Origin of the sequence: Kitasatospora gansuensis (assembly GCF_014203705.1) — a bacterium.
Classification (GTDB): domain Bacteria; phylum Actinomycetota; class Actinomycetes; order Streptomycetales; family Streptomycetaceae; genus Kitasatospora; species Kitasatospora gansuensis.
In genome coordinates this window covers 4,571,711-4,593,336 of sequence record NZ_JACHJR010000001.1, presented here as the reverse complement: position 1 = coordinate 4,593,336, position 21,626 = coordinate 4,571,711, and the positions used below count along the sequence as shown (strand labels likewise).

General features: G+C 72.0%; 28 protein-coding genes. 6 read left to right on the top strand and 22 right to left on the bottom strand.

Annotated elements, in window-relative coordinates; all coding sequences use genetic code 11:
• Positions 1–3 precede the first annotated feature (3 nt).
• The 20 genes from F4556_RS20420 to F4556_RS20325 form a co-directional block, all read right to left on the bottom strand.
• The gene (locus F4556_RS20420) at positions 4–801 is read right to left on the bottom strand and encodes a peptidoglycan recognition protein family protein (RefSeq protein WP_184918263.1); all 798 of its coding nucleotides are present in this window, start codon (positions 799–801) and stop codon (positions 4–6) included.
• 36 nt (positions 802–837) lie between these two features.
• Positions 838–1,179 carry a hypothetical protein gene (locus tag F4556_RS20415; protein ID WP_221503659.1) on the bottom strand — a complete coding sequence of 114 codons (342 nt, stop codon included), beginning with the start codon at positions 1,177–1,179 and terminating at the stop codon, positions 838–840.
• Positions 1,176–1,412 (bottom strand): hypothetical protein, encoded by a 237-nt coding sequence (locus F4556_RS20410; protein ID WP_184918261.1) that lies wholly within the window; start codon positions 1,410–1,412, stop codon positions 1,176–1,178. The genes F4556_RS20415 and F4556_RS20410 overlap by 4 nt, the downstream gene beginning before the upstream one ends.
• An 84-nt stretch (positions 1,413–1,496) precedes the next feature.
• The gene (locus F4556_RS20405; RefSeq protein WP_184918259.1) at positions 1,497–1,652 is read right to left on the bottom strand and encodes a hypothetical protein; all 156 of its coding nucleotides are present in this window, start codon (positions 1,650–1,652) and stop codon (positions 1,497–1,499) included.
• A 27-nt stretch (positions 1,653–1,679) separates the two neighbouring features.
• The gene (locus F4556_RS20400) at positions 1,680–2,393 is read right to left on the bottom strand and encodes a hypothetical protein (protein ID WP_184918257.1); all 714 of its coding nucleotides are present in this window, start codon (positions 2,391–2,393) and stop codon (positions 1,680–1,682) included.
• A gap of 26 nt (positions 2,394–2,419) precedes the next feature.
• Positions 2,420–3,526: a hypothetical protein gene (locus F4556_RS20395; RefSeq protein WP_184918255.1), complete on the bottom strand. Its 1,107-nt coding sequence runs from the start codon at positions 3,524–3,526 to the stop codon at positions 2,420–2,422.
• Complete coding sequence (locus F4556_RS20390) at positions 3,523–4,572, bottom strand: hypothetical protein (RefSeq protein ID WP_184918253.1); 1,050 nt, start codon at positions 4,570–4,572, stop codon at positions 3,523–3,525. Before F4556_RS20390 ends, F4556_RS20395 begins: the two co-directional genes overlap by 4 nt.
• Positions 4,573–4,603: 31 nt before the next feature.
• A complete protein-coding gene (locus F4556_RS20385) occupies positions 4,604–5,773 on the bottom strand; it encodes a hypothetical protein (RefSeq protein WP_184918251.1) in 1,170 nt (389 codons plus the stop codon).
• Positions 5,774–5,845: 72 nt separating this feature from the next.
• Positions 5,846–6,793, bottom strand: a complete 948-nt coding sequence (locus F4556_RS20380) for a phage tail family protein (protein ID WP_184918249.1) — start codon at positions 6,791–6,793, stop codon at positions 5,846–5,848.
• A 32-nt stretch (positions 6,794–6,825) separates the two neighbouring features.
• Positions 6,826–7,983 carry a hypothetical protein gene (locus F4556_RS20375; protein ID WP_184918247.1) on the bottom strand — a complete coding sequence of 386 codons (1,158 nt, stop codon included), beginning with the start codon at positions 7,981–7,983 and terminating at the stop codon, positions 6,826–6,828.
• Positions 7,984–8,056: 73 nt separating this feature from the next.
• Positions 8,057–8,998 (bottom strand): phage distal tail protein, encoded by a 942-nt coding sequence (locus tag F4556_RS20370; protein ID WP_184918245.1) that lies wholly within the window; start codon positions 8,996–8,998, stop codon positions 8,057–8,059.
• Between the two features lie 13 nt (positions 8,999–9,011).
• Positions 9,012–10,415, bottom strand: a complete 1,404-nt coding sequence (locus F4556_RS20365; RefSeq protein WP_184918243.1) for a phage tail protein — start codon at positions 10,413–10,415, stop codon at positions 9,012–9,014.
• A gap of 39 nt (positions 10,416–10,454) precedes the next feature.
• Complete coding sequence (locus F4556_RS20360) at positions 10,455–11,084, bottom strand: collagen-like protein (protein WP_184918241.1); 630 nt, start codon at positions 11,082–11,084, stop codon at positions 10,455–10,457.
• Positions 11,085–11,153: 69 nt separating this feature from the next.
• Entirely contained in the window at positions 11,154–11,483 is a 330-nt protein-coding gene (locus tag F4556_RS20355; RefSeq protein ID WP_184918239.1) for a hypothetical protein, read from the bottom strand.
• Between the two features lie 65 nt (positions 11,484–11,548).
• Positions 11,549–11,839: a hypothetical protein gene (locus tag F4556_RS20350; RefSeq protein ID WP_184918237.1), complete on the bottom strand. Its 291-nt coding sequence runs from the start codon at positions 11,837–11,839 to the stop codon at positions 11,549–11,551.
• A gap of 95 nt (positions 11,840–11,934) precedes the next feature.
• Positions 11,935–12,513, bottom strand: a complete 579-nt coding sequence (locus F4556_RS20345; protein ID WP_184918235.1) for a phage tail tube protein — start codon at positions 12,511–12,513, stop codon at positions 11,935–11,937.
• Between the two features lie 106 nt (positions 12,514–12,619).
• A complete protein-coding gene (locus F4556_RS20340) occupies positions 12,620–13,027 on the bottom strand; it encodes a phage tail termination protein (protein WP_184918233.1) in 408 nt (135 codons plus the stop codon).
• A 304-nt stretch (positions 13,028–13,331) separates the two neighbouring features.
• The gene (locus tag F4556_RS20335; protein WP_184918231.1) at positions 13,332–13,535 is read right to left on the bottom strand and encodes a hypothetical protein; all 204 of its coding nucleotides are present in this window, start codon (positions 13,533–13,535) and stop codon (positions 13,332–13,334) included.
• Positions 13,532–14,302, bottom strand: coding sequence for a hypothetical protein (locus F4556_RS20330; protein ID WP_184918229.1), 771 nt, complete (start codon positions 14,300–14,302; stop codon positions 13,532–13,534). The genes F4556_RS20335 and F4556_RS20330 overlap by 4 nt, the downstream gene beginning before the upstream one ends.
• Positions 14,303–14,352: 50 nt before the next feature.
• Positions 14,353–14,673, bottom strand: coding sequence for a hypothetical protein (locus F4556_RS20325; RefSeq protein ID WP_246511051.1), 321 nt, complete (start codon positions 14,671–14,673; stop codon positions 14,353–14,355).
• 241 nt (positions 14,674–14,914) lie between these two features.
• On the opposite strand from F4556_RS20325, the gene F4556_RS20320 reads away from it, so the two are divergent.
• Positions 14,915–15,361 (top strand): helix-turn-helix domain-containing protein, encoded by a 447-nt coding sequence (locus tag F4556_RS20320; protein WP_184918227.1) that lies wholly within the window; start codon positions 14,915–14,917, stop codon positions 15,359–15,361.
• Positions 15,362–15,385: 24 nt separating this feature from the next.
• Positions 15,386–15,988 (top strand): hypothetical protein, encoded by a 603-nt coding sequence (locus tag F4556_RS20315; RefSeq protein ID WP_184918225.1) that lies wholly within the window; start codon positions 15,386–15,388, stop codon positions 15,986–15,988.
• A gap of 19 nt (positions 15,989–16,007) precedes the next feature.
• On the opposite strand, the gene F4556_RS20310 is transcribed toward F4556_RS20315, so the two are convergent.
• Together F4556_RS20310 and proC are read right to left on the bottom strand one after the other, a co-directional pair.
• Complete coding sequence (locus F4556_RS20310) at positions 16,008–16,667, bottom strand: HAD family hydrolase (RefSeq protein WP_184918223.1); 660 nt, start codon at positions 16,665–16,667, stop codon at positions 16,008–16,010.
• A gap of 22 nt (positions 16,668–16,689) precedes the next feature.
• Positions 16,690–17,502: a pyrroline-5-carboxylate reductase gene (gene proC, locus F4556_RS20305; RefSeq protein ID WP_184918221.1), complete on the bottom strand. Its 813-nt coding sequence runs from the start codon at positions 17,500–17,502 to the stop codon at positions 16,690–16,692.
• Positions 17,503–17,705: 203 nt separating this feature from the next.
• Here proC and F4556_RS39135 point away from each other — a divergent pair, with 203 nt between their 5' ends.
• The 4 genes from F4556_RS39135 (at position 17,706) to F4556_RS20285 (ending at position 21,624) form a co-directional block, all read left to right on the top strand.
• Positions 17,706–19,277, top strand: coding sequence for an extracellular catalytic domain type 1 short-chain-length polyhydroxyalkanoate depolymerase (locus F4556_RS39135; RefSeq protein WP_184918219.1), 1,572 nt, complete (start codon positions 17,706–17,708; stop codon positions 19,275–19,277).
• Positions 19,278–19,411: 134 nt separating this feature from the next.
• On the top strand, positions 19,412–19,846 hold the full coding sequence (locus F4556_RS20295; protein ID WP_184918216.1) for a hypothetical protein: 435 nt from the start codon (positions 19,412–19,414) through the stop codon (positions 19,844–19,846).
• A gap of 114 nt (positions 19,847–19,960) precedes the next feature.
• On the top strand, positions 19,961–21,169 hold the full coding sequence (locus F4556_RS20290; RefSeq protein ID WP_184918213.1) for an SCO2583/SCO2584 N-terminal domain-containing protein: 1,209 nt from the start codon (positions 19,961–19,963) through the stop codon (positions 21,167–21,169).
• A gap of 47 nt (positions 21,170–21,216) precedes the next feature.
• Positions 21,217–21,624 (top strand): SCO2583/SCO2584 N-terminal domain-containing protein, encoded by a 408-nt coding sequence (locus F4556_RS20285; RefSeq protein ID WP_184918210.1) that lies wholly within the window; start codon positions 21,217–21,219, stop codon positions 21,622–21,624.
• The last annotated feature ends 2 nt before the right edge of the window (positions 21,625–21,626 follow it).

Genomic DNA, 21,626 nt, shown 5'->3' with positions numbered 1-21,626 from the left:
CCTTCACGAGACCGGCCGCTCCCAAGAAGCCTTCCAGGTGGCCGGACCAACAATACCGTCAGCACTCAGTGGCCAACCGTGAGTTGTGCAATCCTCCTGGAAGCGGCGGGCCACCTCGGCCGAGGCCGGGCCGAACCAGCCGTCCACGTCGATCGGCCAGCCGCGGTCGCGCATCCGCTGCTGCCAGATCCGGGCGGCCTCGTGGTGGGTGGTGGCGCGCAGGTACACGCCGGGCCAGTCCGGGCCGGTGGGCTGCTGGGGGGCGGGCGGCTGCACGGCGGGTGCCCCGCCGGGGCGGGGGGCGCCGGACTGGACCCAGGCGTAGAGCGGGCCGCCGGGGCAGCTGGTGGCGTAGCCGTCCCGGTGGCCCTTGATCTCCGGGCCCGCGCCGCCGTCGCGCTGGAGCCACTCGACCGCGTCCCGCAGGCCGTGCAGCATCGCCTCGGTGGGCTCGGTCAGGCCGGAGTCGCCGACCATCGCGCAGACCGCGTAGTGGTCCCGGTTGAGCGAGGCCCCGCCGTTGGCGCCGGTCTGGTGGTGCGCGCCGCGGCCCTCGAAGACGTGGCCGTGCGGGCAGACCACCGCCGTGTACGCGATGTCGATCCAGCCCTCGTTCCGGTCGGCCAGGTGGGCGGCCTGGATGGCCCGGACCCGGCCGGCGCAGCGGGAGTGGTCGGCGGGGAGGTCGGACGGGACGGCGGTGCCCTCGTAGTGGATCTTGACGCCGCGGGTGCCGTCGACGTACCGCCAGTCACTCCTGGGCGGGGTGGCGCCCCACTGGGCGCGTGAGACGAACTGCATGGCTGCCTCCTGAATTCAGTGTATGGGCAAGGGAGTTCACGCCTCCGCGTCGGGCGAGAAGCGGAGCGTGCGGCGGTCCACCCGGTCGATCGCGTCGCGCATCGAGGAGCCGCTGTTGGGGCGGAGTTCGTGCTCGACGGCGCTGAGCCGTCGTTCGATGCCGTCGAGCCGGGTCATCACGCCCTCGCGGCCCGGGACGCCGGGGCGGGGCTCGGTGCCCTGCCAGTCCTCGCTGAACTCCTCGACCCGGTGGGCGATCTGGCGGACGACCCGGCCCAGCCGCCAGAGCATTCCGGTCGCCGCGGTGACGGCGGTGAGCGCGCCGCACCAGACCACGACGGTGTCGACGGGGGCCGTGCCGAGGGCGTCTGCGATCACCGGTCGCCCGACGGCGCGTCGGCGGTCTCGCGGTGCAGCCAGCCGGGCAGCAGCCGCTCGATGCCGGGCAGCGCCATCAGCCGGGTGACCGTCCCGGAGACGGTGACCGCCAGCGCCAGTCCCGGCAGGGTGGCGGGCAGGGTGCCGCTGTCGACCAGCAGCGGAAGGGCGGCGAGCAGACCGAGCACGGTCTGTACGGCGGTGCGCAGGGTGCGGCGGGTGGAGTCGGACATGGCGGTGCCTCCAGGGGAGTCGGGGAAACGAAGCGGCCCCGCACCCGCCGGAGAGGCGGGTACGGGGCCGAACACGCGGACGGGTCAGGGGAGTTCGACGTCCACCGGCAGTGCGGCCGGCACCTCGTCCTGCGGGAGCTCGGGCAGCGGCAGCGGATTGGGGTCGGGCGGGAGCAGGATGAAGCCGCCGGGGAAGGTGATGACCTCCTCGGCCGGCTGCTCCGGCGCGGGTACGGACATGTGGTCCTCCTGGGAGTTGACGGCTGGTCAGGTCTGGCGGCCCTCGGCGAACAGCACGCCCGCCGAGGCCGCGCCCGTGCCGACGGTGCGGCGGGCCTCGATGTAGAGGTTGCTCCAGGTGAACGGGGTCTGGCCGTGGAAGTCGATCACCTGCTGGGTGGTCGCCGTCCCGTTGGCGGTCACGCTGCTGCCCAACTGCACCGATACACCGGAGGAGTTGAGGTACATCACGCGTGCCTCGACGGTGGTGGCGGCCGCCGCCGAGACCCAGACGCCGACCGCGATCTTCGGGTGCTGGAGGAACATCCCGGCCTGCAGCACCCGGGTCCAGCCGGAGGAGGTGATCGGCGTCGGGGCGGGGTAGAGCGGGATCGGGATGTACGGCCGGGCCAGTCCGCCGGTCAGGGTGTCGTCGGAGACCACCAGGTGCTCGAAGCGGTCCCAGATGCCGACCCACTGCCGGTCGCTGCCACTGCCGCTGATGCTGAACGCGAGCGTGCCGTCGTCCCGGTAGGTCAGCATGCCCTGCTGCGGGGCGGCGTTCGGCGCGGTGATGTCACCGATCCGGAGCAGGGTCTTGTCGTCGGGTGCGCGGACGGTGAGCCGACCGCCGCCGGAGACCGTGAGGTCGCCGAGGATGCGGGTGAGCGCCGGGCGGTTGCGGGCCTCGACGGCGACCTGCTGGATCTTCCGCTGCATGTCCCGCAGCCGGTCCACGATGTTCTCGGGCAGCACTGCCATCTACGGTCCCTCCTCGAACGTGCTGGTCACAGTTCCTCCAGGTAGAGGTCGGCCGCCTCGGGCCGGCCACGCTCCGGCGGGGTGACCCGCAGGCCGACCACCCGGTACCGGGCGTCCAGGCCCTCGGCGAACCACTCGTCCACGATCCGCAGCCGGGCGGTCCGCCCGAGCAGCGCGGACGGGGCGCCCTGGCCGAGCGCGATCCGGACCGTCGGGATCACCACCGCCCCGGTGGCGGCCTTGAGTTGGTCCTTGGCGATCTTGTCGAGCTGGGCCTGCTTGCTGACGGTGCTGAACTCGGCGGACAGGTCGATCCTGGGGTGGCCGCCGTCGATCAGGTTCTGCGCGACGGCCTCGGCCGAGAGCATCGGCTTGGCGTCGTTCGACAGGTCGCCGCCGGCCACGTCGGCGCCCTTGACCCGGAGCGTGGTGCCGCCCCGGGTGGCGTCCCTGGGGAAGGAGTAGCTGAGCACCGCGCCGGGGCGGTCCAGCACCAGTTCGGCGGCGGTGCTGACGATCTGTGGGGTGCCGAGCTGGAGCCGGCGCAGCCGGACCCCGGTGGTCGGGTCGCGGTAGACCGCGATCCGGTACTCCAGGCCGCCGGCTCCGGCCAGCACCTGGTCGATCGCCTCCTCGACGACGGTGTCGTCGCTGCCCTTCCAGAAGAACTCCTGCTCGACCCCGGCCAGTCCGTCCCCGTAGGTCACCCCGATGTCGCCGCCGGCGGCGGACTGGACGTACCGCCACAGGTCGGTGACCAGGTCGGCGCTGTCCCGGGTGTTCAGCCGGAGGTCGTCGCGGATCCGCCGGCGGGCCGGGTAGGAGTCGAAGGTGGCGGCCTGCACCGGGACGGTGAGCACGCCGTTCTCGTCCGACTGCGGGGTGACGGTCCAGACGATGCCGCCCCACCAGACCTCGCCGGCCCGCTCCAGGTAGAGCGAGGTGCGGCCCTCGATCACCCGGCGGACCCGGCGGCCGAGGTCGGGGTTGGGCACCGGGATGGTCCCGCTCAGCGATCCCGGTTTGCCGATGTAGTCGTCGAACTCGACGTCCCTGAGCGGGAGTACGTCGATCACCTGGTCGGTGCGCAGATCGCAGAAGACCGCGCGGTAGCCGGGGTCCGCGCCGGTCATATCGCCTCATAGGTCATGGAGAAGCGGAGCAGCTGCCCGCCGCCGCCCCAGGTGAACGGGTAAGTGGAGGTGACCAGTTGGAGGGCCGAGCCGGTCGGGCCCGGTGAGTAGACGGTCACCGCACCGGTGTTGGGCGAGACCATCAGCTGGCCGATGTAGCGGAACTGGCCGCTGAGCTGGACCTGGCCGATCTGATAGCCGGGGACGGCGGAGGCCGTCAGCGGCAGGGTGAACTGCCAACGCCCGGCGCCGTAGCCGGTGGTGGTACCGGTGAGCAGGTAGCCGCGGACGTGCACGGTGCGGCCGATCCTGGTGTACCTGGCCTCCAGGGTGCCGTCCCCGAGGGTCGGGTTGGTGGTCTCGGCGGTCCACACCGGGGTGTAGGCCTTCCAGGCTCCGACCTCCGCCCAGCCGGTGCCGTCCCAGCGGTCCAGGCCGCTTCCGTTGTCCCGGTACTGGCCCGGATAGCCGCCGCCGACGCCGCTGGTGTCCTTCGGCAGGATGCCGCCGACGCCGACGGTCCAGGCACGCTTGTCGGTGACGTCCAGGTTCCAGTCGATCGCGGTGCCGGCCGAGGCGCCCTTGCGGACCCGGATGTCCCAGAGCCGGATCGCCACCGCCGGTGCGGCCGGCAGGGCCGGTGCGACCGGCGCGGCGGCCGGGGTGCCCTTGAGGATCTCGATGGTGGCCCGGTCGCTCGCGGCCGCCTCGTAACCGGTGTCGTAGACCCGCAGCACGACCGAGTCGATCCGGTCGAACTGCGCGTCGCCGTCGGCGAGTACCAGTGGGTCGTCGCCGTACCAGATCACCGGGTAGGCACCCTGGTAGGCGCCACCCTGGAGCACCGCCTTGCCGGACTGGAGCTTGAACTGCATCCCGGACGGCTCCAGCAGACCGAACGGGTCGGCACCGGGCAGTACGCCGGACTTGACGCTGATCCGGTGGCCGCTGCCGGGAGCCATTGCTCCCAGCGGAGCGGCGCGGGTGTGTGCGCGGGTCTGACCGGTGGGCTGGAGCCACGCGGTGACGGGGTTCAACTCGGCCATCTCTGCCTCCTGACAGTGAAGTTGGTGCGGACTAGAGCGGGTCGACCCGGACGTACCGGTTGTCGAACCAGGCCCGTCCGGTGGCCTCGGAGATCCGGTAACAGGTGGTCGCGGTGTACGTGGAGTACTTGGTCAGACCGGTGACCACGAAGGTGGTCGAGGCGGAGACCCGGGTCGGGCTGACCGTGCTCAGCACGGTGGCCACCGTCTCGTCGGCCGGGGCGGACGCCACGGTGCTGCCCTGCCGGACCGTCGCCGACATCTCGGCGAAGGTGGTGGCGGTGGTGCCGAGCAGGTCGAACCTGGCGCCCACGCTGACCGCGACCCGGCCGGACGGCGGGGCCAGGAAGGTCACCGCCAGGGTGCTGTTGGTCGGGGTGTCGGCGAGGTACTCCACGAAGGTGGTGACGCCGGTGGTGTACCCCGCGTCCGCGGTGTAGGCCAGCGCGGTCGGGATCGGGTACGGGCGCCAGGCCGAGCCGTCCCAGCGCTCCATCCGGTCACCGGTGTCCCGGTACTGGCCCGCGTACACCCCGGGGGCGCTCGGCAGGCCGACCGCGCCCGGGTTCGGCCGCCAGGCGGTGCCGTCCCAGCGCTCCAGCCGGCCGCCGTTGTCCCGGTACTGACCGGCGTAGACGCCGCTGAACGCCGGGTCGCGCGGCGGCAGGATGCCGCCCAGCGCGGCGGTGTAGTGCCGGACGTCCACCTTGACGCCGTCCACGGCCCAGGCGATGCCGCCGTTCGCGACCGAGGCGTTGGCCTTGACCAGCACCCGGTAGAGGGCGAGCGCGCAGCCGGGGGTGGCCGGGGCCACCGGTGCGGCGGCGGGCGCGCCCTTGATCACCCGCAGCACCGCGTCGGTCCGGCCGCTGTTGTCGTAGTCGGCGTCGTAGACCTGAAGGACGATCAGGTCGATCCGGTCCATGGTCGGGTCGCCCGGTTCGAACTCCAGCGTCTCGCCGGAGGTCACCGCGACGGGGTAGCTGCCCTGCTCGCTGAGCCCCTGGACGACGGCCCGGCCGGTGCCGATCCGGCACTTCATCCCGTCCGCGCCGGTCAGCCCGGTCAGGGTGAGACCGCCGGGAGTGCACCCGTGGTTGACGGCCAGCGCGTTGCCCGGCGTGGTGAGCGCCGAGAGCGCCAGCCTGGTGTCGGCCCTGGTCTGCCCGGTCGGCGGCAGCCAGGCGGTACGAATGGTCATGTGGATACTCCTGGTCGGTGGTGGCGCCGGCCGGGCGCGCGGGCGAATTGACGGCGGGTCAGACCGACGGCCTCACCAGTGCGTGTTGCGCAGCCGGACCGAGACCTTGGCGTCCCCGGTGCCCCAGTCGGCCCGGAACCGCAGCACCGTCTCGCCGGGCGGGACGGTGAACAGGGTCTCCGGCAGGCTGCCCGCGGTCGCGGTGGAGCGCCGGTCCTCCTTGCCGTCCAGCACGCTGCCGGTGGCGGTGTCGATCACCAGCCGCCGCCCGTACGCCAGGTTGACGTTGTAGGACAGCCGTGCACCGGTGGCGGCCACCGTCAGCCGGGGCCGGACCACCGGGCCGGTGATGGTGATGACCGGCTGCGCGGGGGCGCTGCCCTCGTTCCGGACCAGCAGGTCGCCGGTGCCGGGCAGCACGCCCCAGTCCAGCGACTCCCAGCTCGGGTTGGCCGGGTCGCGCTGGCCCCAGGTGAGGTTCCACTCCAGCCCGGCCTCCGGCTCGGGGAGGCCGCTGACCACGGTCAGCCGGGCCGGTTCGACCCGGCGCGGGTCGTTGGCCGTCCACTGCAGGACGACCCGGGTGGCGCCCTGCCGGGCGTAGGTGCGGTCCACCGGTACGGTCCGCTGGGCCACCCGGGCCCGGCAGGCCAGGGTCTCGCCGCGCAGACGCACCGTCAGCCAGCGTTCCCCGTCGCCGTCGGGCGCCGGGGCGGTGACGGCGAGCAGGGTGGCCAGGGCGTCGTCGGGCGCGCCGCCGCTCGGCGGCAGCACCCAGACCGTCGCGGTGACGGTCCTGGGCTGGGCCCAGCGGGCGCCCGGCCAGGCGCCGTGGGCGGTCGGCCGGGGCACGTCGGACGAGGAGAGGCCGGGCAGGTCCTCCCAGCCGGTGATGCCGTCGGCGGTGATCTGGTACGGGGTACCGGGGCCCATCAGCAGCCCGGCCCACTGCACCTGTCCGTCGCAGGTGATCAGTGAGCCGGGTGTGGTGGTGTCGAGTACCGCGCTGGGAGTGGGCATGGCTGCTCCTCCTGCTGCTGGCGGGTGGTCGGTCAGAGCATCGGGTCGACGCGGACGAAGCGGTTGTCGAAACCGGCGGTGCCGGTGGCGGCGCCGGTCCGGTACGCCAGGGTCGCGGTGTGCACCGCGCCGGCGGTCAGTCCGGTCACCTGGTAGGTGCAGACGACCGAGCTCTGGCCGGCGTTCTTGTAGGTCAGCGCGGCGTGCTCGTCCATCGCGGCGGAGACGATGGTCGAGCCCTTGCGGATGTTGGCCGACACGTACGAGGCCACCGTGGACAGCGAGTTGCCCGCGTACGAGCCGACCGTGACCAGCACCTGGCCGGAGGCCGGCGCGGTGAAGGTCGCGGCGAGCGCGACACCGGGGGTGTCGGTCAGCGTCTCCGCGTAGGTGATCGAGGTGGTGCCGCCCCAGTCCGCGCTGTACGCGAAGGCGGTCGCGGGGGCGGCCGGCAGCCAGGCGGAGCCGCTCCAGCGCTCCATCCGGGTGCCGTTGTCGCGGTACTGGCCGACGTAGCCGCCGGGCGCGTCGGAGGGGCCGACGGTGCCCGGCAGCGGCTGCCAGGCGGCGCCGTCCCAGCGCTCCAACCGGCCCTTGTTGTCCCGGTACTGGCCCGGGTAGCCGCCGCTGAAGGCGCTCCCCCAGCCCTCGGCGATGATGCCGCCGAAGGCCGAGGTGTAGCGCCGCCGGTCGCTGGCCGCGCCGGTGGTGAACGGGATGCCGGTGTTGGTGGTGGAGGCCTTGCTCGGCACCCGGACCTCGTACAGCTTCTCGCTGTTGAACGGCGAGATCGGGGCCACCGGCGAAGCGGCCGGCACACCCTCCACCACCCGGACCAACCCCCGGGTGCCCTGGCCGAGTTGGTCGGTCGCGTCGTCGAAGACCTGGAGCACGACCGAGTCGATCCGGTCGTAGCTGAGGTGCCCCGGGGAGAACGAGACGGTCTCGGGCGCGTCCACCGTGACGGTGTAACCGCCCTGCGCGCTCTTGCTGTTGCCGTCCACCCAGGCCTGACCCGGGAGGATCCGCATCTGCATGCCGTCGCCGAGCGCGACGTCCCGGACGAACCCGCCCGGGACGCAGCCGCCCCGGGTGGTGACCGGCCCGGTGGGGGACATGAAGATGGCGGCGGCGAGCCGGTGGTCCTCGGCGGACATGCCGCTGGCCAGTCGGCCGACACGTACTGTCATGGGATGCTCCGGAGGTTGGGGCAGCCCAATTCCCTTGGACTGCCTGGATGTTGTGCGGTGAGCTGACCGATCGTCAGAGGCTGGCGTCCCGCCAGGCGATGACCAGGGCGGCCGCCGCGTCGCTCGCGTCGTCGGAGAACTCCACCTGGTTGGCGCCCGGGACCAGCGTCCAGTCCTGCTCGTGGGTGCTGCTCGGGCTGGCGCTGCCCAGCCGGGAGACCGAGCCGTTCAGGGTGACGGTGCCGTCCCCGGTGTCGACCGTGAGCCGGTCGGCCTCGGTCAGGGTGATCCGGTACTCCAGCACCTTGCCGGTGGCGGCGTTGGCGATCCGCGGATTGACCACCGGGCCGTTGATGCTCAGCACCGGCCGGGCCGCCGCGTTGCCCACGTTGACCACCGCCACCGCACCGCTGATCCCGGCGGTGCCGTACGCCACCGGGTAGACCAGCGGGTAGCCGACCCGGCCGCCACCACGGCGGACCGGGGTGCGGGCCTGGTACTGCTCCGCCGAGTACACGTACGGATCGGTGCAGACCCACTGCAGCGCCACCCGGGCCAGCCCGGAGACGGCGTACTGCCGGTTGGCCGGCACCACCCGGGCCGAGACCCGGGCCCGGACCGCCCTGACCACTCCGTGCAGCCGTACGGCGAGCCACTGCTCACCGGCCAACAGGCCGGTGTGGCACCGCAGTTCGGTCAGCGCGGTGGCCGGGTCCGGGTCGTCGGCGACCGACTGCCAGTCCTGCGCCGGGTCGGTCGACCGCCCCGGCATGGCGAGCACGGTGGCGCCGACCGTACGGGCCTGCGCCAGCCGGGTGCCCGGGGTGCTGCCGTGGTCGGCCGCCCGGGGCGAGTCGCCCAGGTCCATCCCCGGCAGGTCGTGCCAGCCGGTCAGGCCCTCGGCGGTGAGCTGGTAGCGGGTGCCGGGCCCCATCAGCAGCCCGCCCCACTGCAGTTGACCGTCCCGGGTGATCAGCGAGCCTGGGTCGCCCTGTGCTGTCGGGTTGTCGGGCATGACTGACTCCTCCTCACCCTCGCGCCTTGACCAGGAACATCAGTTCCTCGGCCGTCTGCCGGGCGCCGCCCGTGCTGGACTCGTAGTAGTTCTGGATCGCCAGCCCGGCGTTCGACGCGTATCCGTGCGCCGTCGACTGCACCGCGGCCGCCCTGGCCCGCAGGATGTCGGTCCGGCTCTGGAACAGGCTGGCCTTACTGGCGTTGGCCATCGCGGCCCGGGTCTGCGGCCCGTCCGGCACCGGCACCAGCTCGGCCATGGTCTTCTTGACCCGGTCCCCGGTCTGCTCGATACCGATCGCCAGGCCCTCACCGACGTGACCGCCGAGGCCCATCATCACGCGGGACGGCGAGAAGATCTTCAGCGCACTGGACAGCCCGCCGGTGATCTTGTCCGCGATGCTCTTCACCACGTCGCCGACCCGGCCCATCATGTCCTTCAGGCCGTTGATCAGCCCGTTGATGATGTCCTTGCCCTTGTCGTAGAGCAGATGCCCCATGTTGCCGAGCCCGTTGGTGATCTTCCCGGGCAGCTCGCGGACGAAGTCGACCATCCCGCCGATCTTGTCCGCGACGGCGTCCTTGGCCCGCCCGAAGGCGTCCCGGACCACCTCGTAGACCCGCCGGACGCCCTCGATCACGCTCTTGATCGTGTTGACGGCCGACCGGATCGCGCCGGTGATGCCGTTCCAGACCATCGAGACGAAGGACTTCACGGCGTTGAAGACCGCCATGATGACGGTCTTGTAGGCGTTGAAGTAGAACTTGATGACCGTCGAGATGACCTTGACGACCACCTCGATCGCCTTCTTGATGCCGTTCCACACCGTGCTGATGAAGTTCTTCACCACGTTGAAGACGGTCGTGATGATCGTCTTGTACAGGTTGAAGTAGAACTTGATGACGGTCGAGATGACCTTGACGACCGTCTCGATGACCTTCTTGATGCCGGGCCAGATCTTGGCGATCCACTGGGCCGCCCACTTCATCACGCTCACGGCGATCTTCATCGCCACGTCGATGACCTTCTGGACCACCGCGAAGACCTTCTGCATCACCTTCTGCATGGTCTTCGACTGCATCGCCATGTCGACGATCTTGGCGATCAGCGGGGCGAGGAGCGCGAGCAGCAGGCCGATGATGTTGGCCTTCATCGCGGTGTTCAGCCCCTTGACCCCGGTGGTCGCCGCACCGAGCCCGGACTTGAACTTGCCCATCAGACCGCCGGAGGACCCGGCCGTCTTCCCAGTCTTCGAAACGGCCTTCTCGGCCTCGTCGGCAGAGCTCTTGAGGCTCTTCAGTCCACCCTCGGCGGACTTCGCGGTGCCCTTGACCCGCTCGATCCCGGAGCCGGCCTGCCGGGCGGACTGCTGCAGTTTCCGGAGGGACGCCGCGACGTCATTGACTGCCTTCTTCATTTCCGCTCCCTTGTACTCGTCGGAGTCCGACAGCGAGCACTAACTGGCTATCGTCCGACCGGTGGTCTCGGCCGTGCGGATCAGCTCCTCCAGAGCCGACTTGGCCTCTCGGGCCTGGCGGGTGACCTCGCGGATCTCGGTCGAGTCGGCGGCCTCACCCTGGGCACCCCGGGTGCCGGCCGCACCGGCATCGCCGCGAGGACCCTTGTCGCCGCGCTCGCCCTTGCGCCCGTTGTCGCCCTGGCGTCCCTTGTCGCCGCGCTCGCCCTTGTTGCCACGCTCGCCCTTGTCGCCGCGCTCACCCTTACGGCCCTGCCGGCCTTCGGGGCCCGCAGGGCCGACCGGGCCACGCGGGCCGGTGCCGGGGTCGGGCGCGGCCCGGGTGAGGACTCCCCACTTGTTGTAGTCGAGGTTCAGCTGCTTCTTGATCAACTCTTCGGTGTTGATCAGCGCCGGGGTCTCCGCCTTGATCACGTTGACCGCGGCGTTCAGAATGTTGAACTCGCTCTTGAAGCCGTTGATTTCAGTGGGGAGCCGGTTCTTCCACTCGGCGATCCACTGGCTCTCCTCGTCTTCCTTCTTCTTCAGGTCCTTCTTGATGTCCTCGACATCGGTCGCCGAGGCCTTTTTGGCCAGCTCGGCGGCAACTGCCGGATCGATCTCACCCATGGACACAACTCCCTTTCTCCGGAATGCAGTTCGACAGCAGTCCGGCCGCCCCGCCGGCCCGGCCGGTGGTCATCGGAAGAACTGCCGCAGTTCCTCCGGAGTGGTCTGGGCCCGCTCCGTCACGGCCTCCGCCTCGTCCTCGACGTCCTCGCCCGGCCGGGGAACCGGCTGCGGTCGCTCCGGAGCCTCCCCGTCCTCGTCACGGTTGACGGAGAGGAACATCCAGTTGGCCACCGCGAGGTGGTCGACGGCGGCGGCCAGGAGGTGGTCGGTCAGGGTCCACTCGGCGGATTCGCCGTGCAGGGCGCGGACCGTGTTGCTGTCGCGCGGAAGGTGCTTGAGCAGCACCGACAGTCGGCGGGAGGAGAGCCGGCCGCGGTGCCAGTCGAGCAGGTCCACGCCGTAGTGCTTCAGCAGGTCGGCTTCGAGGGCCTCGGCGTGTTCATCGACGAACGCGACGAGGCTCAGCCTTCCCCCAGGGCCAGCCCCGTCTCCTTGCCGTAGGCCTCGAGGATCGCGCTGATGTCCTGCATCGTGATGTCGTGCTCGTCGAAGCGAGCGAACTGCTTCTCGCCGAGCAGCAGCTTGAACAGGCCGTCGACGTCGTCGTCCTCCAGCTGTCCGAGCTTGCGGGCCACCTTGCGGGTGAGCTCGGTCGGCAGCTCGAAGACGTCCTCATCGAGCTCGAAGGTCCAGATACGGCCGAGCGCTTCCTGGCGCTGGGCACGCGCGGCGTTCACGTCGAAACGGGCCATGGCTGTTCTCCATCCGGGGAGTTGAAAGAAACGGGGAAAGGGGCCTGGCCCGGTGCCGGGGCGGCACCGGGCCAGGAGTGGAGCGAACTACCCGGTCAGGAGGCCGGGTTGTACGCGCCGTCCTTCATCAGGAAGGTGGCCAGCGGCTTGGTGTCGTCCACCGCGAGGGCGGTGAAGGTGACGCCGAGCTTGATGGCCGAGGTGCGGGTGAGGGAGATCTCCTCGTTCTCGGTCACCTGGCCGCGCGGGATCACGAAGCGGTAGGTGATCGCGTTGCCGTCGGTGAACTCGACGCCCAGCGCCTTCTCGTTGAACTTCGGGTTGCTGGACAGGTCGTACTTGTAGATGCCCGAGCCGGCCGCGGTCTCCGCGATGGAGTCGCCGCCCATGAAGAACGGGAGGGTGTCCTCGTTCATCTGGAGCAGGGCGAACTTCACCGTGAGGTCGCGGTCGGCGTAGATGAACCGCGCCGGGCTGACGGACTGCCAGGTGTCCACCGGGTCCAGCTTGTCCTTCTTGGTGAACTTGATGCCGTCCGGCGAGGTGTAGCCGAGGTCCTTCCAACCCGCCGCCCAGGCGACGGAGGTGTCGACCGGGGCGAGCGTGCCGACCGGGGCGACGAGGATGCGACCGGTGCCGGCCACGCGGATCTCAGCGGCGTTGTTGCCTGCCATGCGTACTCCTTGGTGAGGTGGTGGAGCGCCGACCCGGGCTCGGGTACGGCAAAGGCCCCGCCCGAGAGCGGGGCCCGATCAGGGGTGAGCGTCCGTCAGCGGACGTTCAGGACAGCCGGAGCGTGAGCCGCACCGTGCTGATGTACCGGCTGGCCGCCGGGCGGTTGAAGTCCGGCAGCCAGCGCGGGCCGTCGGCCTCGGCGACGTCGGTCACCGTGCCGGTGCCCGCCGCGGTGCCGCCGAGCTGGAGCACCAGCGAGCGGGCCGCCAGGGCGATGCCGTGGGCGGTGGTCTTGTCCGGGCCGTAGACCTCCAGGTCGACCAGCGGGCGGTCGAGGAACTGGTCGTCCAGCCAGGCGCCACCGACCCGGGAGACCAGGACGGCCTTCTGGGTGCCGTCGAAACCGGCCGGAGGCTTGTTGTCGACGGTCACCCCGGTCAGCTCGGGGCGGTTCTTCAGAGAGTCCACGACGACGCGTTCGACGTCGGGGAAGGCGATCACCGGACCGCTCAAGGGGCTGCTCCCTTCTGCATGGAGGGGCGGAGTGGGCGCCGGACGGCTCCCCTGTCCCAAGTGCACGACAGGGCAGCCCGATTGGATGGAGGGAGGTTGGGGTGCCGTGTGCGCTCGGGACCGGGAAGACCGTCCGACGCGAAACGGCGGACCGTGACCCGGTGTCGGGCACAGCTCCGCCGCTGCACTCATTGTGATCCATGTGCGTGCGAGCGCGCAACTTGTACGAGCGGGTTCGCAGCACGAATGCAGAAAACCCCCTCCGCACGGAAGTGCGAAGGGGGTTCCATGAGTTGAGACGACGTCAAGATCTGGGCCGGCGCCGGGTGGCCCGCTCGGCCGCGAACACGTCCTCCAGCCGGAACAGCAGGGCCCGCCCACGGTTCCCCGCCGGGGTCAGGTGCCCGAGCTGGACCCACTTGCGGATGGTCGCCGGGGCCACCATCACCTCCTCGGCCGCGATCGGGCCGGTCACCAGGGCCGCGCCGAGCGCGAGGGCGGCGCTCATGCCCGCACCGCCGGAGTGGCCTCGGCCTCGTCCACCAGCGTGGCGATCTCCTCTGCGTCCACCCCGGCGTCCAGGGCGAGTTGGGTCCAGGAGGTCTCCCGCCAGGTGTGCCGGTGGGAGGGGTTCTCGCCGCAGCCGCAGTCCGGCTCGGTGCACCGGCAGCCCGGGTTGACGCAGAGCACCGCCCGCCAGGCCGGGAAGGCCCGGAGCGACACCGAGTCGCACCAGGGGCAGCGGCCGCGGACCCGGATCAGCGACTCCGCCTCGCCGAGCGCCGACGAGCAGCGGCGGGCCATCCGGCGGCACTCGTCCAGGACGTGCGAGGCCAGCACCGGGTGCTCGCCGATCCGGCCCAGCAGCGCGGTGAGCCTGGCCAGTCGCTCCGGGACCCCCGCCTTGCGCGGCCGGCCCGCGCCGAGCTTGTCCAGCACCGCCTCCTCCAACTCGACCACGCCGTCGGTGATGTCGCGCAGCGCGTCCGAGACGTGCAGCCGGATCGGTGCCGCCCCGCTGCCCGCCGTCGAGTGGCCGTGCTGCTCGTTCCAGCGGGCGGCGGCCCGGTCCTCCCGGTCGCGGACGGCACGGGCGGCCAGCGCCGCCGGGTCCAGCGGAGCCGGGGTGTGCCGGGCGCCCGGCCGACCGGGCGCCAACTCCTCGATCAGCTCGGGGAACTGGCGGGCCAGGATCTCGAGCCAGAGCCGGGCCCGGGCGGCATCGGACTCGGCGAGCACCGAGGAGGTGGCGGCGGACGGGGCGGTACGGGGCATGGCAGTGCTCCTCTGACGGGGCGTGGGACGGGTACGGGGCCGACGGGACGTCAGGCCGCGGGCGCGGCGGTCGAGGCGGCGAGCTCCGGGGAGTCGGCGATCGGGCGGCCGTTCCGCCAGAGCCGGCCGCCGCAGACCCCGTCGAACCAGGAGTTGGCCGGGTCGACGGCGGCCTCGCACTCGGCCCGGAGCGGGCACCGGCCGCAGGCCAGCAGGGCGGGCAGGGCCTGGGCGTACCGGGTCGCGAAGACGGTGCCGCCGGGCAGGCCGGTACAGGCGGCGACCGGGGTGTCCGGACGGCCGGCGTCGAGGTCCTGGTCCTGGTCGAGCAGCAGGTGCGGGGGGAGCGAGGGGCCGGGGCGTCCGGGCATGGCGGTGGTACTCCTGCGTGCGACGGGACGGGAGGGGTGGATGTTGCGGGCGCGCTCCGATCCTGTCTTGTTGCGCTCGCGCACGCAAGGGCTTATCGCCACCCGAGTCGGCCGTCGCACCCGATCCCGCCCAGGATCTCCGGCGTTTCTTGACCAAATCGACGCCGTTGCATGCGCGCACTGTCAAGTCACGTGCGCGTGCGCGCGATAGCCTTGCCCTTGGATGGAGGGAGCGCGACCAATGGACAACAAGGACAGCGGCCTCGAACCGTTTGCGGCCTGGATCGAAGGCCTGATGCGGGATCGCGGCTACGACATCGACAGCCCGCGCGGGGGCGGCAAGTCGAAGCTGGCGGAGGACGCCGGCGTGCACCGGGCCGCCGTCACCCGGCTGCTGCTCCGGCAGAGCATGCCCGACCTGGACACCATGCGCGGGCTGGCCCGGGCACTCCAGGTGCCGGTCAGAGAGGTCCTGATCAGGTCCGGAAAGCTGACCGCTGATGATCTTCCGATGGCGACCGAGTACTCTTCCCAGGACGAAGAATCCCGGCGGCGGATGACGACTGACGAGGCGGCAGAGGCCCTGGGCATCCCCGCCGAGCGCCGCGCGATGTTCCTGCGGATCGCCGCACAGTTCGCCCTGGAGGAGACCGACGACAACGTCGGGGGAAGGCGCGCCGCGGGGTAGTCGGACACAGGAAGGTGCAGCGGGGTGGAGCGGGACGGTGGGCCTCGGGGCCCGGGGACTGACCACCGGCCGGGGCCGACGGACCGTCAGGACGGCTCGGCCGACCAGCTCTCGGGCATCGAGGCCGCCCGGGTGCTCGGCCCGGAGGCCGTCGCCCGCCTGCTCGCCCGGCTGGCCCATCTCGCGGTGCCGGACGGCCTGGTGGTGATGACCAGGGAGGAACTCGGCCGGGCCGAGGAACGCTCCTACGCGATGGGCTGGCAGGACTCGATGGCCTACCAGTGCGCGGCGGTCGGCGGCAGCCCCCGGATCGAATCCGGCCCGGCCGCTCCCGCCCCCGCCGCCCCGGTCGGCGAACCGGCCGTCACCGCCGACCTGGTGGCCGAGCTGCTCGAACTGGCCGGTGAGCTCCCCGACACCCTGGAGCCCTCCACCGACCAGGGCACCGTGCTGCGCTTCCCGCACCCGATCCCGCTGGTCGGCGCGTCCGACACGGAGCGCGGCCGGGAGCTGATGGCCCATCGGCGGCGGCGCGGCAAGAACCGCCCGGCCGTCCCCCGGCCCCGCCCGCTCGGCGAACTGGGCACCCGCAGACGGCCGGAGAAGACGGGCGAGGACCAGAACTGACGGCTCGTGAGCCCCGAGGTCAGTCCGGCAGCCCGAGCAGGGCCGGCACCTCGGACAGCGCGGTGATCAGGCCGGTGGCCCCCGCGCCGGTGAGCTTCGCGGGATCGGTCAGCGCGGCGTAGCCGTACACGTCCATCCCGGCCGCCCGGGCGGCGAGCACGCCGTTGCGGCTGTCCTCCAGCACCAGGCAGGCGCCGGGCTCGACGCCCATGGTGCGGGCCGCGTGCAGGAACAGGTCGGGCGCGGGCTTGCCGATGCCGACGTCCTGGGCGCTGAAGATCCGCTGCTCGGCGTGGTGGCCGCGCAGGCCGGTGCGGTCCAGCGCGGTCCTGATCCACTCGTGGTGCGCGGAGGAGGCCAGGCAGTACCGCACACCGTGCTGCTGAAGCTTCTTCAGCAGCTGCTCCGCGCCCCGGACCGCGACGAGTCCACGCTCGAAGGCGGCGAACACCCGGGCGTGGAACAGCTCGTCGAAGCCCTCCGGCAGGGTCGCCCCGTACCGCTCGCCGATCACGTCGTGCACGGTGTGCGCGGCGCAGCCCATGTAGTCCCGGTAGGAGTCCTCGACCGTGGTCGGGTACCCGAGTTCGGTCAGGTACTCGGCCAGCACCCGGTTGGAGATCGGCTCACTGTCCACCAGGACGCCGTCGTTGTCGAAGATCACCAAGTCGTAGCTCACCCGGGCGAGCCTACTGCGAGGGTCACATTCCGCCGGAGGCAAGCTCCTGCGAGCGGTTCCGGGCCGCCTCCAGCGCGCCGAGCAGCGCGGCCCGCACGCCGTGGTTCTCCAGCTCGCGGATGGCCGCGATGGTGGTGCCGGCCGGGGAGGTGACCGCCTCGCGCAGCTTGACCGGGTGCTCGCCCGAGTCGCGCAGCATCACCGAGGCGCCGATCGCCGACTGCACGATCAGGTCGTGCGCCACCTGCCGGGGCAGGCCGAGCAGGATGCCCGCGTCGGTCATCGCCTCGACCAGGAAGTAGAAGTAGGCCGGGCCCGAACCGGACAGCGCGGTGGCCGCGTCCTGCTGGGACTCCGGCAGCCGGAGCGCCTTGCCGACCGAGCGGAAGATCTCCTCGGCCCGCTGCAGGTGCCGCTCCTCGGCGTGCGAGCCGCCGGAGATCACGCTCATCCCCTCGTCCACCAGCACCGGGGTGTTGGGCATCACCCGGACCACCGGCGTACCGGCGGCGAGCCTGGCCTCGAACCAGCGGGTCGGCACACCGGCGGCGGCCGAGATCACCAGCCGGTCCGGGCTGACGTGCGGGGAGAGCTCCTCCAGCAGGGTGCCCATGTCCTGCGGCTTGACCGCCAGGATCAGGGTGTCGGCCAGCTTGGCCGCCTCCGCGTTGGTCACTGCGGTCACGCCGTACCGCTCGGCCAACTCGGCGGCCCGCTCCGGGCGGCGGGCGGTGACCAGCACGTCGGCGGGGTCGGTGCCCGCCCGCAGCAGGCCGGAGAGCAGCGCCTCCCCGATCTTGCCGGTACCGAGGAAGGCGATCTTCTGTCCGGACATGGCCGCTCCTTACGTACGTGTGCGGCCATCCTCGCACCAGGCCGGGTGCGGCCGGGACGACGTTCCACGGTGTGGGCAATGTGGGTGGCCGATACCCGGTGGTCCCGGTGGTGTTCGCCCGGACCGTGCCCGACCGGTTCCGCTCCGCCGTACCGTCGCGGCACCCCACCCATGGCCTCCACCCCCACCCAGGAGCCGCCACCATGCACGTCCGTTCCGTCCCCAGACTCTGCTGGGCCGCACTGACCCTGCTCGCCGTCCTGGCCGGGCTGCTCGGCCTCCAGCCCGGCCGGGCCACCGCCGCCGCCTCGCTCACCCAGGTCACCGGCTTCGGCTCGAACCCGGGCAACCTGCTGATGTACCGCTACGTCCCGACCGGGCTGGCGAGCGGCCGGCCGCTGGTGGTCGCGCTGCACGGCTGCACCCAGTCCGCCGCCGCCTTCGACGACGAGACCGGCTGGACCAGGTGGGCCGAGCAGTGGGGCTTCGCGCTGCTGCTGCCGCAGCAGCAGTCCGCCAACAACTCCTCGTCCTGCTTCAACTGGTACCAGTCCGGCGACTTCTCCCGGGACCAGGGCGAGGCGCTGTCGATCCGTCAGATGATCGACCGGACCAAGGCCGACCTCGGCACCGACGCCGCCCGGGTGTACGTCACCGGGCTCTCGGCCGGCGGTGCGATGACCGCCGCGCTGCTGGCCGACTACCCCGACGTATTCGCGGGCGGCGGCGTGGTCGCCGGGCTGCCCGCGCGGTGCGCCACCAGCCAGACCCAGGCCAGCGTCGACTGCATGACCACCGGCCGCAACCTCACCCCCGCCCAGTGGGGCGACCTGGTCCGCGGCTCCTACCCGTCCTGGACCGGACCGTGGCCCAAGGTGTCGATCTGGCACGGCAGTTCGGACTACGTGGTGAAGTCCACCAACCTCACCGAGCTGATGGAGCAGTGGACGGACGCCAACGGGACCGGCCAGACCCCGACGGTGAGCGACACCGTCGGCGGCTACCCGCACGCCGTCTACACCGACGCCGGCGGACAGGCCAGGGTCGAGACCTACTCCCTCACCGGCATGGGTCACGGCCAGCCGGTCGACCCGGGCACCGGCCCCGAACAGTGCGGGACGGCCGGGGCGTACCTGCTGGACGTCAACATCTGCGCGTCCTACCGGATCGGCAAGTTCTGGGGCCTGGACGGGAGTTCACCCACCCCCACCCCCACCCCCTCGCCCTCCCCCAGTAGCGGCGGCGGCACCCTCACCCTGACCGACGACACCACCCGGGACGGCTACGTGAAGGCCAACGCGGACGGCTCCGCCCCCGCCGTCGGCACCCTCGCGGGCTCACTCGGCCTGGCCGTCGGCCGCGGCACCGACGGCAAGCAGAACCGTTCGCTGCTCTCCTTCGACACCACCGCCCTCCCCGCCGGAGCCGTGGTCACCGCCGCCCGGCTCACCGTCTCGTACGGCAGCGGCAGCGGAAACCCGTGGAACGAGGGCCAGTTGACGGTCGACGCCCGGACCGGCTGCTTCGGCACCACCTGCACCACCGGCACCGACGACTACGCGGCGACGGCCGACGCCCCCGCCGTGGCCACCCTCGCCGCCTTCACCACCGGCACCCGGACCTCGACCGACTTCAGCCCCGCCGGCCTCGCGGCCATCACCCCGGGCGGCACCCTCCAGCTCCGCCTCGGCTTCGACCACGCCCTGACCTCGACCGCCTACCTCTTCCTCCAGCGCGGCGCGAACGCCACGCTCACGGTCGAGTACCGAAGCTGACCCCGGCGTGACCCGGCCGGACGACTCCGGCCGGGTCACCCGGCGCCGGATACCCCGTAGGGGGAAACTCCGGGGCTACCCCTATGGCTTCCGGGCCGTCGGCGGAGCACCTTGGAGGTATGGGACACGGAGATTTGTCGCGTAGTGAGAACCGGCAGCTGGCGGTCGCCTCGGCGGGCCTGGGGCCGTGGCGGACGGCGGCCGGGGTCGGGGCTCTGGTCGGGGGGGCCGCGCTCGGGGTGGACGTGGTGACCGGGCACTGGTCCTTGGACATCCTGGCCGGGCCGGTCGGGCTCGGGTTGTTCTTCTTCTTCCTGGTGGGCACCGTCGGCGGCAAGCTCCGCCGGGACACCGCCGACCGGCGGCTGCACCGCTGGGCGAGCGAGCACCCGTGGCGCTCGGCCCTGCCGGCGGCGGGTGCGCTCTGGGGGCTGAACACGGTGTCGATGATGCTGCTCGGCGGGTCCGGGCTGTTCGCGGCGCTGTTCGGCTCACTGCTGCCCGCCGGGGTGCTGCTGCTGATCGCGGGCGTGGTCGGCTCGGTGAAGAAGGCCCGGAAGCAGGGCTGACACCGGGTCAGCACCGGACGAAACACGTCGTACCGGTACGGAACTCCCTGGTCGGCCCGTCAAACCCCGGACCCGGTGGAGGTATTGGGAAAAGCCGATCTGCATACTGTGCGCGTGCCGACCGCCGAAGATCCACAGCAGCGTCCCGCCGACGACCCGTTCGAGGGACTCGTCCTGGACGAGGAGTTCATCCGCGCCGCCCGGACGAAGGAACCGTCCGGGCGCACCCGGATGCTCGCCGCCCGCTGGAAGGACAGCCCGCCGGTCGATCCGGGCGGCCGACGCTCCGTCAACGACGGGCCGAAGCCCAAGCGGCGGTTCGGCCGGAAGCCGAAGCCGGTCGACCCCTGGGGCAACGTCCGGCGACGGCCGAAGCGGAACTGGCAGACCCCGGTCTTCGTCGTGCTCGCGGTCGGGGTGGCCATCGCCGCGATCAACATCGAGGACCTGCGCAACTGGAACGCCGCCCGGCGCGGTACCGACTCGACCGGTGCCCCCGCCCGCGCCGTGCCGACCGTCGGCCCGGAGACCGCCAAGCCGTCCGCCGCCCCGCCGCCGGTGGACGACAACCAGCCGACCGTGGCCCACCCCTGGGCCGGCTCCCCCGCCGAGGGCTGGCCCGCCGGGCCGGACGCGATCGTGCTGCCGCCGGCCACCGCCGTCGGCGTCTTCGACGAGGAGGACGTGACTGCCCAGCTCAAGCTGGTCAAGGACTTCCTGGTGGCCGCCAACCTCGACCCGGCGGTGATCGCGGCGGGCCGCCCCGAGGCAGCCCTCGCGCTGCTGGACCGCAAGCCCCGGGAACGGGCGGAGACCGCACTGGACCACCCTTCGGTCGAGCACGAGGGGACCTCGCTGTTCAGCCGCTTCAACCTGCGCGACGCGATTCCGGCCACCGACACGGTCAAGGTGCAGGGCCGGATGACCTTCGAGGGTGACGGCGAGAAGGGTGTGCTGGTGCACACCGACTACACCTTCGTCTACGCCCTGCGGCCGGGCACCGGCGCCGCCCCGGTCCCCGGCAGTACGGCGGCCCCCGCCACCTGGACCGCCCGCACCGTGGTGCGGCGGCTGATCACCGTCCGGTTCGCCAACCCCAAGGCGTTCCAGGTGGACCCGAAGAAGATCAACTTCCACGACACCAACAGCTCAGCCGGCAACAGCGCGTGCGACGTCTACGACGGCTTCTACCACCCGCAGTTCGCCCAGCTCGCCATCGGCACCTCGCCGGAGCCGTCCAGGACCGGGCCGACCACCGACCCGTACGACCGCAGCGGGGACCTCCGTCAGGGCGGCGGATGCGGGACGGTCAGCCGGAGTTGATCGGAAACGGGCGGCCCCCGGACGGCTCCGCGAGGCATACTGACGACGTGCCGATAGCCGAAGAGCCGGAGCCCCGTCCGGCGGAGCAGCCCGACCCGTTCGAGGGGCTGGTGCTGGACGAGGAGTTCGTCCGGGCCGCCACCGTGAAGGAGCCGTCCGGGCGTACCCGGATGCTCGCCGCGCGCTGGAAGCACCAGCCGCCGGTCGATCCGGGCGGCCGACGCTCCGTCAACGACGGGCCGCGGCGAAGGCCGGCGCGTGAGGGCGGCAAGTCCTGGCAGACCTGGCTGATCGTGCTGGCGGTGATCGCGATCGTGCTGTTCAGCCTCAAGGTCGCCACCGACACGGTCGGCGTCCAGCCGAGCCCGCGCCCGGCCCCGAGCAGCCCGGCCCCCGCGCAGCCCAGCGCGGACTTCACGCTCAAGGCGGTCACCGAGGTGCCCAAGCCGGTCTGACC

Coding starts and splice junctions, on each gene's coding strand:
- F4556_RS20420 (WP_184918263.1), bottom strand. CDS start 801: ATGCAGTTCGTCTCACGCGCCCAGTGGGGCGCCACCCCGCCCAGGAGT.
- F4556_RS20410 (WP_184918261.1), bottom strand. CDS start 1,412: ATGTCCGACTCCACCCGCCGCACCCTGCGCACCGCCGTACAGACCGTG.
- F4556_RS20405 (WP_184918259.1), bottom strand. CDS start 1,652: ATGTCCGTACCCGCGCCGGAGCAGCCGGCCGAGGAGGTCATCACCTTC.
- F4556_RS20400 (WP_184918257.1), bottom strand. CDS start 2,393: ATGGCAGTGCTGCCCGAGAACATCGTGGACCGGCTGCGGGACATGCAG.
- F4556_RS20395 (WP_184918255.1), bottom strand. CDS start 3,526: ATGACCGGCGCGGACCCCGGCTACCGCGCGGTCTTCTGCGATCTGCGC.
- F4556_RS20390 (WP_184918253.1), bottom strand. CDS start 4,572: ATGGCCGAGTTGAACCCCGTCACCGCGTGGCTCCAGCCCACCGGTCAG.
- F4556_RS20385 (WP_184918251.1), bottom strand. CDS start 5,773: ATGACCATTCGTACCGCCTGGCTGCCGCCGACCGGGCAGACCAGGGCC.
- F4556_RS20380 (WP_184918249.1), bottom strand. CDS start 6,793: ATGCCCACTCCCAGCGCGGTACTCGACACCACCACACCCGGCTCACTG.
- F4556_RS20375 (WP_184918247.1), bottom strand. CDS start 7,983: ATGACAGTACGTGTCGGCCGACTGGCCAGCGGCATGTCCGCCGAGGAC.
- F4556_RS20370 (WP_184918245.1), bottom strand. CDS start 8,998: ATGCCCGACAACCCGACAGCACAGGGCGACCCAGGCTCGCTGATCACC.
- F4556_RS20365 (WP_184918243.1), bottom strand. CDS start 10,415: ATGAAGAAGGCAGTCAATGACGTCGCGGCGTCCCTCCGGAAACTGCAG.
- F4556_RS20360 (WP_184918241.1), bottom strand. CDS start 11,084: ATGGGTGAGATCGATCCGGCAGTTGCCGCCGAGCTGGCCAAAAAGGCC.
- F4556_RS20350 (WP_184918237.1), bottom strand. CDS start 11,839: ATGGCCCGTTTCGACGTGAACGCCGCGCGTGCCCAGCGCCAGGAAGCG.
- F4556_RS20345 (WP_184918235.1), bottom strand. CDS start 12,513: ATGGCAGGCAACAACGCCGCTGAGATCCGCGTGGCCGGCACCGGTCGC.
- F4556_RS20335 (WP_184918231.1), bottom strand. CDS start 13,535: ATGAGCGCCGCCCTCGCGCTCGGCGCGGCCCTGGTGACCGGCCCGATC.
- F4556_RS20330 (WP_184918229.1), bottom strand. CDS start 14,302: ATGCCCCGTACCGCCCCGTCCGCCGCCACCTCCTCGGTGCTCGCCGAG.
- F4556_RS20325 (WP_246511051.1), bottom strand. CDS start 14,673: ATGCCCGGACGCCCCGGCCCCTCGCTCCCCCCGCACCTGCTGCTCGAC.
- F4556_RS20320 (WP_184918227.1), top strand. CDS start 14,915: ATGGACAACAAGGACAGCGGCCTCGAACCGTTTGCGGCCTGGATCGAA.
- proC (WP_184918221.1), bottom strand. CDS start 17,502: ATGTCCGGACAGAAGATCGCCTTCCTCGGTACCGGCAAGATCGGGGAG.
- F4556_RS39135 (WP_184918219.1), top strand. CDS start 17,706: ATGCACGTCCGTTCCGTCCCCAGACTCTGCTGGGCCGCACTGACCCTG.